At 72.7% G+C, this 14,268-nt stretch carries 15 protein-coding genes; 8 read left to right on the top strand and 7 right to left on the bottom strand.

Features of this window, described 5'->3' with window-relative positions; genetic code table 11:
• Positions 1–24: 24 nt before the first annotated feature.
• Both ACFV9T_RS27090 and ACFV9T_RS27085 read right to left on the bottom strand, forming a co-directional pair.
• The gene (locus ACFV9T_RS27090; RefSeq protein ID WP_385444766.1) at positions 25–1,623 is read right to left on the bottom strand and encodes an acyl-CoA carboxylase subunit beta; all 1,599 of its coding nucleotides are present in this window, start codon (positions 1,621–1,623) and stop codon (positions 25–27) included.
• Between the two features lie 177 nt (positions 1,624–1,800).
• Positions 1,801–3,003, bottom strand: a complete 1,203-nt coding sequence (locus ACFV9T_RS27085) for a magnesium and cobalt transport protein CorA (protein WP_385444731.1) — start codon at positions 3,001–3,003, stop codon at positions 1,801–1,803.
• 278 nt (positions 3,004–3,281) lie between these two features.
• Here ACFV9T_RS27085 and ACFV9T_RS27080 point away from each other — a divergent pair, with 278 nt between their 5' ends.
• Positions 3,282–3,938: a TetR family transcriptional regulator gene (locus ACFV9T_RS27080; RefSeq protein WP_385444729.1), complete on the top strand. Its 657-nt coding sequence runs from the start codon at positions 3,282–3,284 to the stop codon at positions 3,936–3,938.
• Between the two features lie 160 nt (positions 3,939–4,098).
• Here the strand turns inward: ACFV9T_RS27080 and ACFV9T_RS27075 are convergent, their stop codons facing one another.
• Positions 4,099–4,959: a response regulator transcription factor gene (locus ACFV9T_RS27075; protein ID WP_385444727.1), complete on the bottom strand. Its 861-nt coding sequence runs from the start codon at positions 4,957–4,959 to the stop codon at positions 4,099–4,101.
• A gap of 102 nt (positions 4,960–5,061) precedes the next feature.
• Here ACFV9T_RS27075 and ACFV9T_RS27070 point away from each other — a divergent pair, with 102 nt between their 5' ends.
• Together ACFV9T_RS27070 and ACFV9T_RS27065 are read left to right on the top strand one after the other, a co-directional pair.
• Positions 5,062–6,783 carry an AMP-binding protein gene (locus ACFV9T_RS27070; RefSeq protein WP_385444725.1) on the top strand — a complete coding sequence of 574 codons (1,722 nt, stop codon included), beginning with the start codon at positions 5,062–5,064 and terminating at the stop codon, positions 6,781–6,783.
• Positions 6,784–6,821: 38 nt separating this feature from the next.
• Positions 6,822–8,528: an AMP-binding protein gene (locus ACFV9T_RS27065; RefSeq protein WP_385444724.1), complete on the top strand. Its 1,707-nt coding sequence runs from the start codon at positions 6,822–6,824 to the stop codon at positions 8,526–8,528.
• A gap of 15 nt (positions 8,529–8,543) precedes the next feature.
• Here the strand turns inward: ACFV9T_RS27065 and ACFV9T_RS27060 are convergent, their stop codons facing one another.
• From ACFV9T_RS27060 to ACFV9T_RS27050, 3 genes are all read right to left on the bottom strand, one after another.
• On the bottom strand, positions 8,544–9,272 hold the full coding sequence (locus tag ACFV9T_RS27060; RefSeq protein WP_385444722.1) for a neutral zinc metallopeptidase: 729 nt from the start codon (positions 9,270–9,272) through the stop codon (positions 8,544–8,546).
• Positions 9,273–9,334: 62 nt separating this feature from the next.
• Positions 9,335–10,261, bottom strand: coding sequence for an alpha/beta fold hydrolase (locus ACFV9T_RS27055; protein WP_385444720.1), 927 nt, complete (start codon positions 10,259–10,261; stop codon positions 9,335–9,337).
• 141 nt (positions 10,262–10,402) lie between these two features.
• Positions 10,403–11,113: a hypothetical protein gene (locus tag ACFV9T_RS27050; RefSeq protein WP_385444718.1), complete on the bottom strand. Its 711-nt coding sequence runs from the start codon at positions 11,111–11,113 to the stop codon at positions 10,403–10,405.
• 196 nt (positions 11,114–11,309) lie between these two features.
• Between ACFV9T_RS27050 and ACFV9T_RS27045 the strand changes: the two genes are divergently transcribed.
• Both ACFV9T_RS27045 and ACFV9T_RS27040 read left to right on the top strand, forming a co-directional pair.
• Complete coding sequence (locus ACFV9T_RS27045) at positions 11,310–11,561, top strand: hypothetical protein (RefSeq protein ID WP_385444716.1); 252 nt, start codon at positions 11,310–11,312, stop codon at positions 11,559–11,561.
• A gap of 77 nt (positions 11,562–11,638) precedes the next feature.
• Entirely contained in the window at positions 11,639–11,965 is a 327-nt protein-coding gene (locus tag ACFV9T_RS27040) for a helix-turn-helix domain-containing protein (RefSeq protein ID WP_385444764.1), read from the top strand.
• Here the strand turns inward: ACFV9T_RS27040 and ACFV9T_RS27035 are convergent.
• Positions 11,928–12,377, bottom strand: coding sequence for a hydrolase (locus ACFV9T_RS27035; protein ID WP_385444714.1), 450 nt, complete (start codon positions 12,375–12,377; stop codon positions 11,928–11,930). The genes ACFV9T_RS27040 and ACFV9T_RS27035 overlap by 38 nt on opposite strands.
• A gap of 134 nt (positions 12,378–12,511) precedes the next feature.
• On the opposite strand from ACFV9T_RS27035, the gene uraD reads away from it, so the two are divergent.
• The 3 genes from uraD to pucL are packed head-to-tail and all read left to right on the top strand — an operon-like array spanning position 12,512 to position 14,244.
• Positions 12,512–13,027, top strand: a complete 516-nt coding sequence (gene uraD / locus ACFV9T_RS27030; protein WP_385444712.1) for a 2-oxo-4-hydroxy-4-carboxy-5-ureidoimidazoline decarboxylase — start codon at positions 12,512–12,514, stop codon at positions 13,025–13,027.
• Complete coding sequence (gene uraH, locus ACFV9T_RS27025) at positions 13,027–13,356, top strand: hydroxyisourate hydrolase (protein ID WP_385444710.1); 330 nt, start codon at positions 13,027–13,029, stop codon at positions 13,354–13,356. The genes uraD and uraH overlap by 1 nt, the downstream gene beginning before the upstream one ends.
• A gap of 6 nt (positions 13,357–13,362) precedes the next feature.
• Positions 13,363–14,244, top strand: coding sequence for a factor-independent urate hydroxylase (gene pucL / locus ACFV9T_RS27020; RefSeq protein WP_385444708.1), 882 nt, complete (start codon positions 13,363–13,365; stop codon positions 14,242–14,244).
• Positions 14,245–14,268: the final 24 nt, after the last annotated feature.

Here is a 14,268-nt window from a genome sequence, read left to right as displayed (position 1 = left end):
GAGCGGGAGCGGAGTGCGGGCCGGTCAGAGCGGGATGTTGCCGTGCCTGCGCTCCGGCATCGCGGCGCGCTTGCCGCGCAGCGCGCGCAGGGCGCGGCAGACATGGGCGCGGGTGTCGCGCGGTGCGATGACGGCGTCGACGTAGCCGCGCTCGGCCGCCAGGTACGGGGTCCCGTAGGTGCCCTCGTACGTGGCGACGAGCCGGGCCCGCAGCGCCTCGGGGTCGTCCGCGGCGGCGAGTTCACGCCGGTGGAGGACGCCCACCGCGCCCTCGGCGCCCATGACGGCGATGCGCGCGGTGGGCCAGGCGAGGTTGATGTCGGCGCCCAGGTGCTTGGAGCCCATCACCGCGTACCCGCCGCCGTACGCCTTGCGTACCACCACCGTGACCTTGGGGACGGTCGCCTCGGCGTACGCGTACAGCAGCTTGGCGCCCCGCCGGATGATCCCGGCCTGCTCCTGCCGGACGCCGGAGAGGTAGCCGGGGACGTCGGCGAAGGTCAGCAGCGGGATGCCGAAGGCGTCGCAGAACCGCACGAAGCGCGCGGCCTTCTCGGACGCGTCGATGTCCAGGACCCCGGCGGCGTGCAGCGGCTGGTTGGCGACGACCCCGACGGAACAGCCCTCCACGAGCGCCAGGGCACAGATGATGTTCGGCGCGAACAGCTCCTGGATCTCCAGCAGTTCGCCGTCGTCCACGACCGCGCGCAGGATATCGCGCATGTCGTAGGCCTGCCCGAGCCGGTCCGGCATGACCTCATCGAGGCACGCCCCGGCCGGTGGCGCCGCCGGTGCGTACCGCGGCGGCAGTTCCAGATTGTTGGCGGGCAGGTACGACAGCAGATCGCGCACGGTGCCGAGGGCGCTCACCTCGTCGGCGGCGAGGAAGTGGGCGTTGCCGTTGACGGTGTTGCTGGTGCGGGCGCCGCCCAGCTCCTCGGCGGTGGCGCGCTCACCGGTGACCGCCTCGATGACATCCGGCCCGGTGACGAACATCTGCGAGGCCCCGTCCACCATCACGGTGAAGTCGGTGATGGCGGGCGAGTACGCGGCTCCGCCCGCGCACGGCCCCAGCACGACCGAGATCTGCGGAATCACCCCGGACGCCCGCACATTGCGGCGCACCAGCTCGGCGTAGAGCGCGAGCGAGGCGACCCCCTCCTGGATCCGGGCGCCCCCGCCGTCGTTGAGCCCGACGACCGGACAGCCGGTCTTCAGCGCGAGGTCCATCAGCGCGACGGTCTTCTCGCCGAAGGCCTCGCCCATGCTGCCGCCGAACACCGTGGAGTCCTGCGCGAAGACACACACCGGACGGCCGTCGACGGTGCCGTGCCCGGTGACGACCCCGTCGCCGTACGGCCGCCCGGAACCGCCCCCGCTCCCGCCCCCGCTCCCGCCTCCGCCTCCGCCGGGCCGGGCCCGTACGAACAGCCCGGTCTCGGTGAACGACCCGGCGTCCAGCAGCAGATCGATCCGCTCCCGCGCCCCGAACTCGCCCCGCCGCCGCGTCCCGCCCGGCGCGGCCGCCTGTTTCCGGCGCACCTCCAGATCGGCGAGGCGATCGGCGGTGGTGCGGCCGGGTGCGTGTGGTGGGGGTCGCGGCGGGGAGAGCGGTGCGGGTATCCGGGATGTTGTCGCCTCAAGCGTCACTGCCACCTCCGAAGGGGGCCTTCGAATATGGCAGCGCCTGAGTCACGGACCGGGACGATCGCGGCCGCGTGTGGCCGAGGTGAGTCCCCCGGGCCGGTGGTTCGTGCCGGGATGACAAGGCCGACAAGGCCAACGGCGCCCGGGACGCGCTCAGAGCCAGTCGCGCCGCTTGAAGATGACGTACAGGCTGACGCACACCACCGCCATCAGCAGCAGCGCGAAGGGGTAGCCCAGCACCCAGTGCAGCTCCGGCATGTGCGTGAAGTTCATGCCGTAGATGGTGCCGACGAGGGTGGGGGCGAAGAGGATGGCCGCCCATGCGGAGATCTTCTTGACCTCCTCGTTCTGCTCGAAGCCCGCCTCGGCCAGCGCTCTCATCTCGGCGTTCTGCTGCTGGGTGACCAGGGTGGCGTTGACCGCGAGGATGTCGGTGAGGGCCGAGCGGAAGCCGTCCACGCGCTCGCTGGTGTGGGTGACATGGTCGGCGACGTCCCGCAGGTAGCGCTGCAGCTCCTCGTCCGTGCCGTACTTGTCGAACCCGGCCATCAGCCCGCGCAACATCCCCACCAGGGGGCGGGTCGCGCGCTGGAACTCGACCATCTCGCGGGAGAGTTCGTAGATGCGGCGCGATACGGCGGGGTCGCCGCGGAAGACCTCGGTCTCGATCTCGTCGATGTCGTTCTGCACGCCCGCCACGACCGGGGCGTAGCCGTCCACGACCGCGTCCAGGATGGCGTACAGCACGGCCTCCGCGCCCAGGGCCAGCAGCTCCGGGGCCGACTCCATGCGGGCGCGCACCGCCGACAGGTCCGGGGCGGCGCCGTGCCGGACGGTGATGACGAAGTCGGGGCCGACGAAGACGTGCAGCTCGCCGAAGTCCACCTCCTCGACCGCGTCGAGGTAGCGGGCCGCGCGCAGCACGACGAAGAGCGTTTCGCCGTAGCGCTCCAGCTTGGGCCGCTGATGCGCCTCCATCGCGTCCTCGATGGCCAGCTTGTGCAGGTCGAATTCCTCGGCGACCGACAGCAGCTCCGCCTCGGTCGGCCGGTGCAGCCCGATCCACGCCATCGCGCCCGGCTCCTCGCGCAGCCGCCGGAAGGTGGCGGCCAGGCCGTCGGGCGTGCCGACCCGGCGGCCGTCGCGGTAGACGGCCGCGTCCACCACGCTCTGCTCGTCGGCGACCGGGGTGCCGTCGACCGCGGCGGGCCCGGAGTCGGCGCTCGGCGGACCGGCCGCCCCGGTCCCGGCCCCGGTCCGGGAGCGCGGTCCGGCGCCCGCTCCGCGCTCCGCTGCGGACCGCAGCCAGGGGTACTTCCTCGGCGGGCGCGGGGTGTGGGAACGGCGCTGGGACATGCGGGGTCCTTTACGAAGAGGTGCCGCCGGGCCGTGCCGCGCTCAGCGTGTCCGGCTCGGGGTGATGGTTCGCGGCATGCGACTGGGAGGTTCGCTGGTCATCGCGTGGACCTCACCTCCTCGTCGCGGTCCCCTCGGCGCCCGGAGCGCCGACCACTGGCCTCAGTGCAGGATATCCCCCGATATGCCCAGGCGGCGGCCGGGGCACTGGCGGGGCCTCGCCGGGCCCTCGTACCCGCTCCTGGCGCCCCAACGACTGGTTGCCTACGATTGTTGGCATGGACGATCCCGGGCGGCGCCTCCCCTCCGGACCCTCCGACCCATCCGACCGCTCCGCAAGCGAACCGGGCCCCGGCCCGGCCGACAGCCCGGCGGCCACCCCTGCAGGCTGCCTCAGGGGCGCCCGGAGCGCCGACCGCACCCGCGCCACCATCCTCCGCGCCGCCCGCGCGCACTTCGCCCGGCACGGCTACGAACGCACCACCATCCGCGCCGTCGCCGCCGACGCGGCCATCGACGCCTCGATGGTCATGCGCTACTTCGGCAGCAAGGAGAAGCTCTTCGACGCGGCCCTCACCATCGACCTGCGGCTGCCCGACCTCACCGCCGTGGCCCGCGACGACCTCGCACTCGTCCTCGTCCGCCACTTCCTCGACCGCTGGGAGGGCGACCCCGCCGACGACGCCCTGCTCGTCCTGCTGCGCTCCGCCGTCACCAACGAGCGGGCCGCCGAGCGGCTGCGCGAGATCTTCGCCGAGCAGGTCGCGCCCGCGCTCGGCGAGACCGTCGACCGGCGCCGCGCCGGGCTGGTCTGCGCCCAGCTCCTCGGCCTCGCCCTCTCCCGCTATCTGCTGCGCGCCCCGGCCGTCGCCGCCCTCACCCCGGACGAGGTCGCCGAGCTGTACGCACCGGCCCTCGCCGCCGTCCTCTCCTGACCGCAGCCGTCACGAGCACCGCCACCGCACCATGAAACCGCCACAGCATGACCGCGACATCGCATCAGGTCGGCCCACGGCGTCAGGGACGCGCCTTCCGGCCGTCGCCCGGGGAAGCGCTCCGGGCGTCACGGGGCCGGGGGGTGTTGGCGGACACGCCCTACGGCAGCAGCCCCGCGCGCCGCGCCTCGACCACCGCGTGCAGCCGGGTGCGCGCCCCCAACTTGCGCATGCACGAGCGCAGATAGCTCTTCACCGTCTCCGGCCGCAGCCCCAGCCGGTCGGCCGCCGCCGAGTTCGTCGCGCCCGAGGCCACGCAGGCCAGGACGTCCACCTCGCGCGGCGACAGCCGTACGTGGCCGTGGGGCGCCGGGTCGCGGGCCTCGCCCGACGAGGCGCGGGCCAGCCGGCCGCACGCGGTCAGGATCTCCTCCCGCAGCTGCGGGTCGGCCACCCGGTGGGCCAGGGCCCGCAGGTCGACATGGGCCCGGCGGACCTCTTCCCACACCGCCGGGTCCGGCTCGGCCTCCGGCACCGGCACCGGCCGCTCCGCGACGACCGTCATCAGCCGCTGCGCCTCGTCCTGGACGGCGAGGGCCCGTTCCAGCTCACGGGCCGCCTCCACCCCGGCGGTCAGCGCGCGGTCGCCGAGGATCAGCGGCTGCCGCAGCGCCCCGTACAGCACCGCGCGCACCCGGCCCCGGACGACCACCGGGACGGCCATCATCGAGCGCAGCCCCTCGGCGCCGACCGCCCCGTCGTACTCATGGCTGATGGCCCGCGAGACGGGGTAGTCGATCACGGATATCGGCCGGGACAGGGTGAGGACCTTGCCACCGAGCCCGTTGCCCGCCGTGATGGCGAGCCCGTGCAAGGAGTTCGTGGTGGTTCCGGTCAGTTCGGAGATCCGGAACTGCCGCGCGCCCGAGAACAGCCCGCCGAAGGCGACGGGCAGCCCGCCGCGCCGGCGCATCCGCAGCAGCGCCGCCCGTATGTCGACGGCACGCTCCGATTCCGCCACGGTCGCCTCCCCGAAACGTCACCACCCCCGCCCGGGGGATGGTGAGACCCAGATCACCCGTCGCACGATGCTAGCGAGCGGCACGCCACATCAGGAGGACAAGTGACAGCAAACAGTCCGTCTCACGAATTCCGTGCGGCCCGGGACTTCCTTCTCGACCGCCGGGAGGACTACGAGGCGGCGTACGAGGGGTTCAGCTGGCCGCGCCCGGACCGGTTCAACTGGGCCCTGGACTGGTTCGACCAGATCGCGGACGGCAACGACCGCACCGCCCTGCACATCGTGGAGGAGGACGGCCAGGAGACCCGGCTGAGCTTCGACGCGATGCGCCGCCGCTCCGACCGCGCCGCGAACTGGCTGCGCGCGCGGGGCGTGCGGGTCGGGGACCGGATCGTGGTCATGCTCGGCAACCAGCGGGAGCTGTGGGAGACGGCGCTCGCGGCGATGAAGCTGCGCGCCGTCGTCATCCCGGCCACCCCGCTGCTCGGCCCGCTGGACCTGGCCGACCGCATCGGCCGCGGCCGGGCCAAGCACGTGATCGCGCGGGCGGAGGACACCGGCAAGTTCGCCGAGGTGGCGGGCGACTACACCCGCATCGCGGTCGGCGCACCCCAAGGGGCGGTCCCGGACGGCTGGCTGGCGTACGAGGACGCCGGGACGGACACCGTGCCGGACGAGGTGCGGGGCGGGGCGGCGGACCGCTTCGTACCGGACGGCCCGACCTTCGCCGCCGACCCCCTCATGCTCTACTTCACCTCCGGCACCACCGCTCAGCCCAAGCTCGTCCAGCACACCCACATCTCGTACCCCATCGGCCATCTGTCGACGATGTACTGGATCGGGCTCCGGCCCGGGGACGTGCACCTGAACATCTCCTCCCCGGGCTGGGCCAAGCACGCCTGGTCCAACCTCTTCGCCCCGTGGAACGCCGAGGCGACCGTCTTCATCCACAACTACACCCGCTTCGACGCCACCCGCCTCATGGCCGAGATGGACCGCTGCGGCGTCACCACCTTCTGCGCCCCGCCCACCGTCTGGCGGATGCTCATCCAGGCCGACCTGACCCAGCTGCGGCACCCGCCGCGCGAGGCCGTCGCCGCCGGTGAGCCGCTGAACCCCGAGGTCATCGAGCATGTCCGGCGCGACTGGGGCGTGACCATCCGGGACGGTTTCGGCCAGACCGAGACCGCCGTCCAGGTCGCCAACACCCCAGGCCAGCCGCTCAAGACCGGCTCGATGGGCCGCCCGACCCCCGGCTTCGCCGTCGTCCTCCTCGACCCGGTCACCGGCGAACCCGGCGACGAGGGCGAGATCGCCCTCGACCTGACCGGACGGCACGGCCGCCCGGTCGGCCTGATGACGGGGTACGAGGGCGACGAGGAGCGCACCGCCGAGGCCACCGAGGGCGGCTACTACCGCACGGGCGACATCGGCTCGCGGGACGAAAGTGGATATATCACCTACATCGGGCGCGCCGACGATGTCTTCAAGGCCTCCGACTACAAGATCTCCCCGTTCGAGCTGGAGAGCGCCCTGCTGGAGCACGAGGCGGTCGCAGAGGCCGCCGTCGTCCCGGCGCCTGACCCGCTGCGGCTGGCCGTGCCGAAGGCGTACATCGTGCTGGCCGAGGGCTGGGAGCCGGGGCCCGAGACGGCGAAGGTGCTGTTCGCGCACTCCAGGGCGGTGCTGGCGCCGTACAAGCGGGTCCGGCGGCTGGAGTTCGCGGAGCTGCCCAAGACGGTGTCCGGCAAGATTCGCCGGATTGAACTACGGGAACGCACGGCGATGGGAGACGGCGTCGAGTTTCATGAGGGAACCTCATGAAGGGCAGCTCTCTTTCGTGTGACCGCTAAGGAGACACCATGACCGACCCGATCCCCCCGGCGGCTGAGGCCCCCGCCGCCCTCTCGTACGCGAGCGGCACCGGGGACCAGCCGCTGCGCGGCGACACCATCGGCGCCGACCTCGCCCGGGCCGTCGAACGCCACGGCGACCGCGAGGCGCTGGTCGACCTGCCCTCCGGCCGCCGCTGGACGTACGCCGAATTCGGCCGGTCGGTCGAGGAGGTGGCGCTCGGGCTGCTGGCCAAGGGCGTCGGCAAGGGCGATCGGGTCGGCATCTGGGCGGTCAACTGCCCCGAATGGCTGCTGACGCAGTACGCCACCGCCCGCATCGGCGCCATCATGGTCAACGTCAACCCCGCCTACCGTGTCCACGAGCTGCGCTACGTGCTGCGGCAGGCAGGGGTGTCGGTCCTCGTCTCGTCCACCGAGCACAAGGACAGCGACTACCGCCGCATGGTCGAGCAGGTCCGCGCCGAATGCCCCGCCCTGCGCGACGTCGTCTACATCGGCGACCGCACCTGGGACGGGCTGGTGCGCGCGGGGGCGAGCGTGCCGAAGGACCAGCTGGCCGCCCGCGAGGCCCGGCTGACCTGCGACGACCCGGTCAACATCCAGTACACCTCGGGCACCACGGGGTTCCCGAAGGGCGCCACCCTCTCCCACCACAACATCCTCAACAACGGCTACTTCGTGGGGGAGACGGTCGGCTACACCGAGCGCGACCGGATCTGTCTGCCGGTGCCGCTGTACCACTGCTTCGGCATGGTCCTGGGAGCGCTGGCCGCCACCACCCACGGCGCCTGCCTCGTCCTCCCCGCCCCCACCTTCGACCCGGCGGCCACTCTGACCGCCGTCGAACGGGAGCGCTGCACCTCGCTGTACGGCGTCCCCACCATGTTCATCGCCGAGCTGGCCCTGCCCGACTTCGCCACCTACGACCTCTCCTCGCTGCGCACCGGCATCATGGCCGGATCGCCCTGCCCGGTGGAGGTGATGCGGCGGGTGGTCGCCGAGATGCACATGGCCGAGGTGTCCATCTGCTACGGCATGACCGAGACCTCCCCCGTCTCCACCCAGACCCGCCGCGACGACGACCTCGCCCGCCGCACCGGCACGGTCGGCCGGGTGCTGCCGTACGTCGAGGTCAAGGTCGTGGACCCGGCCACCGGCCTGACCGCCCCGCGCGGCACCCGCGGCGAGCTGTGCACCCGCGGCTACTCGGTGATGCTCGGCTACTGGGAGGAACCCGAGCGGACGGCCGAGGCGATCGACCCGGCGGGCTGGATGCACACCGGCGACCTGGCCGTGATGGACGACGACGGCTACGTCCAGATCGTCGGCCGCATCAAGGACATGATCATCCGGGGCGGCGAGAACGTGTACCCCCGGGAGATCGAGGAGTTCCTGCACACCCACCCCAAGATCGCCGATGTGCAGGTGGTGGGCGTACCGGACGAGAAGTACGGCGAGGAGATCCTCGCCTGCGTCATCCTGCGTGAGGGCGCCACCGCCCTCACCCGCGACGAACTGGCCCGCTTCTGCCGTGGCCGCCTGGCCGCCTTCAAGGTGCCCCGCCACCTGCGCGTCATGGACGCCTTCCCGATGACGGTCAGCGGCAAGGTCCGCAAGGTCGAGCTGCGCGAGGCGGGCGCCCGAGACGTGTCCGCCGTCCCGGAAACCCGCACCGACCCGGACCGCAGCCCGGCGCCGCAGGCCGCGCGCTGAGGCCGATAACGCGTTCTACCGGGCCGCGTTCGGGAGGCAGCCCTTTACTCCGGATTCGGCGCCCCGGCTGAACGCCGAGACGCGCTGCGAGGCGTTGCCGTGGTCGGAGGTGTTCGTCCACGGCGTCTCGTCGGCGAGGGCCGACAGGGCGTCGGACAGTTCATTCGTGTCGCCGTCCTCGAAGGTCAGCGTGTTGTCCCGGGCCGCGCCGAAGAGGACGGCGCCCGCCAGGCAGTCGGCCTGGAGTTCGCGGGCCAGGTCGACCAGGCCCGCGTCCAGCCGGTTCTGGATGGCATGGCCCCACTCATGGGCGATGACCAGGTAGACCCAGGCGTCGCCGCGCTGGTGGCCCGCCCGCATCAGGTCCATGTCCCAGGCCACGTAGTCGCCGCCCGGGCAGTAGACGGCGTTGTTGTCGGGGAGCGCGGTGCCGCCGCAGGTGGGAGCGGTGCCGGTGGCGCCGTCGTAGGCGCCCACGATCCGGGGCGGGCGGTAGGTGCCGGTGAAGAACTCGTTCCAGTGGGTGGACCAGTAGGTGTTGGTGATGGACACCGCCGCGTTGATGTCCCCCTCCACGCTGTCGGCCGTCCCCGGATCGGGGACGCTCGGCGTGGTCGCGGGGCGGCTCTCGTCCGTGGGCCGCGGCAGCCCGCCCCCACCGCAGCCGGTGACCGTGAGCAGGGTCAGGACGGTCAGGAGGGTCAGGAGCGTCGCCGCGATCCTCGGGCACCACGGAACAGCCATCGCTACGGCCTCCGGCCGGTCGTGAACGGTGGGGGTGGTGCTTCAACCGAAGCGCCCCCCGGTCATGAGCGCAAGTGCGGGCCGGTGGTGAAGGAGCGCACGAGCGCCGCCAGCGCACGCGGGCGCTCGAGCAGCATCGCGTGCGACGCGTCCAGCGTGTGCACCGCGATGTGCGGGTGGTCGGCGGCGAGCGCGCTCAGCTCGGCCTCCAGCCCCTTCATGTACGCGGCCATCAGCTCGTCGAACCACGCCAGCTCCGGGCCCTGGTCCACGAGCCGCGCGCCACGGACGATCAGTAGCGGGCGGGTCAGACGGCGGTAGACCGGGAACATGTCCAGCTCGTACATCGCGTCCAGCATCTCCACCGCCCGCTCCCGCTCCGGCCGCAGGAACAGCTGCCCGTCGCCGGTCTCGCCGAGCGACCGCCGTACGCCCTCCTCCAGCAGCTCGGGTGCGAAGCCCAGCTGGGCGGCCATGGCGGCCCCTTGGGCGCGTACGGTCTCCAGCGCCTCGGGCGGGAAGGCCTGGCCCGCCGAGGCCCGGGCGACCTGCCGGGCCCGGTCCAGGCCCTCGGCCACGGTCTCGGGGTCGAGCCCGGCGTACTGGTCGGGGCGTCCCATGCCGAAGCCGTCGAGGTTGACCGCGCCGGGGGTGTGCGGATGGGCGTCCGCGTAGAGCGCGGCCAGCATGCCGCCGAGCGAGTGCCCGACGAGTACGGCCTCGGGGGCGTCGCACGCGTCGAGGACCGCCTCGATGTCGCCGAGCGCGGCCCCGGCCGTCCACGGCCGCGCACCGCGCCCCGAGGCGCCGTGCGCCCGCAGGTCCATCGAGAGGACCCGGTGATCGGCGATCAGGTCGTCCGCGATCTCCGACCAGTCGGCGAGCGTGCGGGTGGCGCCGTGGAGTAGCAGCAGCGGGGTGCCGCTGCCGCCGTGGTCGCGGACGGCCAGGGTGATGTCGGCGCGGTCGACGGTGAGGTCTTCGGGCATGGCTCGGCGCTCCGATTCGCAGGGGGTCGTGGGCGGGAACGGGAACCACGGTAGAGCGCGAAAAACCGGCGGAGATCATCCGCGAAGGGGAGGCGAAACGGCCCTCGTTCGGGTGACAATGGACAAGGCTCATACGCGGGTTCATGCGCGGGGCGGGCCACAGCGGATCAGCGTGTCCGCGGGGTCGTTGACGGGCTGTGGAGTGCCGGTCAGGTCCATGATGAACAGCGGTATGTGCAGCGCGTCCGCGCGCGCCCGCGCCTCCCGGGCGTAGCCCGCCAGCGAGAAGAAGACGCTCACGGCCGACTCGTTGAGCCCGTTCAGCCACAGGCACTCGACCTCGCGCAGCCCGGTGGGGCGGGTCGTCGGATCGACCTGGGCGACGATGCCCTTCCCGTACAGGTCCACTCCGGACGCCTCCGGGTCGTCCGGCCGCCGCAGACACCCGAAGCCGAGCCACCGCAGATACTGGGCGGCGGCGGTGACCACGTCCCGCGCGGTACGGATCGTCACCGGCCGGAACGCCGGGCGCGGGGTCGGCTCGCTGTCCTGATGACGTTCCGAGGCTTCCGGAACCGGCGCGACCGGCACCACCGGGACCACCGGGACCCGTACGACCGCACCGCAGCCGCAGCCGAACTCCGGCTGCGGCCAGTGGCCCTGACGCCCGCAGGAGGGGCAGTCCGCCGCCACCCATATGTCCTGCCAGGTGCGGTGTTCGATCTCCTCCGGCGTGCCGTCGCGCAGCACCGGCAGGGTGAGCGGCGCGCCGCACGAGCACGGGAAGGTGGGCGGAGTGAACGACTGCTCGCGGCGGCACGCGGGGCAGCGCACCGGCACGCTCTCTGTCATCTGACGCTCCGTAGTGGGCTGCTGGTAACTGGGCCATGGTCCACGAAGCGGGCGGGCGAGGAGGGGGAGTTGGGCGTTCTGCCCACCTCCAGTGGGACGGCCGCGTGACGCCGGGCTGGACGCTTGACGGATGACGCCCGGAGTACGCGCCGCGCGAGGCTGCCGGAGGCGCGGCCCGGCGCAGTAGGTTGGCGGCGTGAGATTGAGGGTTGAGTTCACCACCGAGCCGTTCGACCTCGACGAGGTGCCGCCGCACGCCGTGGCCGCCCGCGAGGCGGTTCAGGCCGCACCGCTGGACACCGTCGACGTCGGCCCGTTCGGCAACACCGCCGAGGGCCGGGCGGACGCCGTGCTGGCCGCCGTGGGCGACCTGCTGCGCACCTCCCTGGACGCGGGCGCCACCCGGGTCTCGCTGCAGGTCAACGTCGTCGCGGAGCCCGACGCGTGACCGGCCCGGCGGACACCGACGCGGACCCGGGAACGGACCACCCCTTCGTCTCGGCGGTCCGGCCGCTGGTCGACGCGATGGGCGGCGAGCTGATCGCCCCGGACCGGGCCCGGGACGACGACGTGGTGCTGTCCTGGGAGGGCAGCGCGGTGGTGGCCGTACGGCTGCCGCACCTCTCGGCGTCGCTGGACCACATCCTCGCCGACCTCCAGCGCCGCCACGGCGTCCCGCTGTCGGACCTGGACCGCAAGACGAAGCAGGGAATCGTCCGCGCCCTGGAACAGCGCGGCGCGTTCTCGGTGCGCCACGGCGTCGAAACGGTCGCGAGCGCGCTCGGGGTGAGCCGCTTCACCGTCTACAACTACCTCAACCGCGAGAAGAGCGCCGAGCCCCCACGGCCGTGACCAGCTTGACGCCGATCAGGGTGCGGTAGCGGGGCCGGTCGGCGAAGGCGCTCAGCGGCCAGACGGCGGGGCGCCCGGCCTCGGCGCACAGGTGGAGCACCTGGTCAGGACCGGCCCACACGCCGACGTGGGCGCCGTAGGCATCGTCGGTGGCGTTGAAGAACAGCAGGTCGAGGGGGCGGGCCACCGTAACGCGGGCCGTCGCCGCCGTGTCGGCCCACAGGTCGCTGGAGCGCAGCGCGGGCGGCTCCAGGCCGAAGTGGCGGAGCACCGCGTACGCGAACACCTGGCAGTTGGCGCCCTCGGCGAGGTCCGGCCGCTCGGCGACCGCCGGGGATCCGGGGAAGCGCGCGCCGACGTACGGCACGGACCAGAAGCGGTCCGGCAGCCGTGCGGCGAGTTCAGCGGTCATGGAACCCATCCTGCCGTGTGCCGTGTGCCGTGTGCCGTGTGCCGTGTGCCGTGGCCGGGCCCGGCACCCGCGTTTCCTGGCCTGATTTCAACAAAGTGTTGACGTTCGCCGGGGAAGCTCTTAGCTTTCGGGATGTGACTACCAGCGCTCCACCGGGCCTGGCCCGGTTCAACGCGGCGGACCGGCCGGACGCGGCCGCGCTGCTGTACGAGGTGTGCGCCAGCCGGGCCTGGGGCGCGGCGGTGGCCGCCAAGCGCCCGTACGCGCACCTGGACGCCCTGCTCGACGCGTCCGACACGGCCATGGCCGGGCTGACCGAGGGCGACCTCGCCGAGGCCATGGCCGGGCATCCGCCCATCGGGCGGCCGAAGCCGGGGGACGCCACCTCGGCGCGCGAACAAAGCGGAGTGGGCCATGAGCTGCGGGCGGAGCTGCTGGAGCTGAATCTCGCGTACCAGGAGCGCCACGGCCACGTGTTCCTGATCTGTGCCACCGGCCGCACCGGCGAGGAGATGCTCACCGCCCTCCGCCACCGGATCGGCAACGACACGGCCACCGAACGCGAGATCGTCCGCACCGAACTGGGAAAGATCAACCGCATCCGGCTGACCCGATCCATGACCGCCGAGGCGGCGGAAGGAGAGCGGTAGTGACGACCCCCACCTCCGTGTCCACCCATATCCTGGACACCAGCCTCGGCCGCCCGGCCACCGGCGTCCCCGTCGAGCTGTCGGTGCGCCCCGCCGCCGGTGGCGAGTGGACGGTGCACGCCGCCTCCGCCACCGACCGGGACGGGCGCTGCAAGGATCTGCCCGCCCTGCCCGGGGGCACCACCCAGGTACGGCTGCGTTTCGAGACCGAGTCGCGCGGGCCCTTCTTCCCGGAGGTGGCGGTCGTCTTCGCCGTCGAGCCCGGCGAGCACTACCACGTGCCGCTGCTGCTCACCCCGTTCGGCTACTCCGTATACCGAGGGAGCTAAAGCCCGATGCCCATGCTCGGCCAGAACCAGTACGGCAAGGCGGAGACCCGCGTGGTCCGGATGGTGCGCGACGGCGCCGTCCACCACATCAAGGACCTGAACGTCTCCGTCGCGCTCTCCGGCGACATGGCGGAGGTCCACCGCCAAGGCGACAACACCGGTGTCCTGCCGACCGACACCATGAAGAACACGGTGTACGCCTTCGCCAAGAAACACGGCATCGCCACCGCCGAACACTTCGGCATCGAGCTGGCCCGCCACTTCGTCTCCAGTCAGGAGACGATCCGCACCGCCCGCGTGCGGATCGAGGAGTACGCCTGGGAGCGGATCGAGACCGGCGGCGAGGCCCGGCACTCCTTCGTCCGCGCGGGCCGGGAGACCCGTACCGCCCAGATCCGCTACGACGGCCAGGACTGGGAGGTGCTGTCCGGCCTGCGCGACCTCACGGTCATGAACTCCACCGACTCCGAGTTCCACGGCTACGTCAAGGACGCGTACACCACCCTGCCCGAGGCGCGCGACCGCGTCCTCGCCACCGAGGTGCACGCCCGCTGGCGCCACGGCTGGAGCGACGGCGAGCAGCCCGAGCCGGACTGGGACGCCGCGTACGCGGACGCGCGCGCCGATCTGCTGGCCGCCTTCGCCGAGACGTATTCGCTCTCGCTCCAGCAGACCCTGTACGCGATGGGCGCGCGCGTGATCGAGCGGCGTTCCGGGATAGCCGAGATACGGCTCTCGCTGCCCAACAAGCACCACTTCCTGGTCGACCTCGCGCCCTTCGGGCTCACCAACGACAACGAGGTCTACTTCGCCGCCGACCGGCCGTACGGGCTCATCGAGGCCACCGTCCTGCGGGACGGCGCCGAGGCCAGGATCCCCACCGACTGAACCCCCGACAGGGAAGGCCACGCC

Origin of the sequence: Streptomyces sp. NPDC059850 (assembly GCF_042731515.1) — a bacterium.
GTDB lineage: Bacteria > Actinomycetota > Actinomycetes > Streptomycetales > Streptomycetaceae > Streptomyces.
The sequence above is the reverse complement of the archived record's forward strand: the minus strand, read 5'-3'. Positions and strand labels throughout refer to the sequence as shown.

Coding starts and splice junctions, on each gene's coding strand:
- ACFV9T_RS27085 (WP_385444731.1), bottom strand. CDS start 3,003: ATGTCCCAGCGCCGTTCCCACACCCCGCGCCCGCCGAGGAAGTACCCC.
- ACFV9T_RS27080 (WP_385444729.1), top strand. CDS start 3,282: ATGGACGATCCCGGGCGGCGCCTCCCCTCCGGACCCTCCGACCCATCC.
- ACFV9T_RS27065 (WP_385444724.1), top strand. CDS start 6,822: ATGACCGACCCGATCCCCCCGGCGGCTGAGGCCCCCGCCGCCCTCTCG.
- ACFV9T_RS27060 (WP_385444722.1), bottom strand. CDS start 9,272: ATGGCTGTTCCGTGGTGCCCGAGGATCGCGGCGACGCTCCTGACCCTC.
- ACFV9T_RS27055 (WP_385444720.1), bottom strand. CDS start 10,261: ATGCCCGAAGACCTCACCGTCGACCGCGCCGACATCACCCTGGCCGTC.
- ACFV9T_RS27050 (WP_385444718.1), bottom strand. CDS start 11,113: ATGACAGAGAGCGTGCCGGTGCGCTGCCCCGCGTGCCGCCGCGAGCAG.
- ACFV9T_RS27040 (WP_385444764.1), top strand. CDS start 11,639: ATGGGCGGCGAGCTGATCGCCCCGGACCGGGCCCGGGACGACGACGTG.
- ACFV9T_RS27035 (WP_385444714.1), bottom strand. CDS start 12,377: ATGACCGCTGAACTCGCCGCACGGCTGCCGGACCGCTTCTGGTCCGTG.
- pucL (WP_385444708.1), top strand. CDS start 13,363: ATGCCCATGCTCGGCCAGAACCAGTACGGCAAGGCGGAGACCCGCGTG.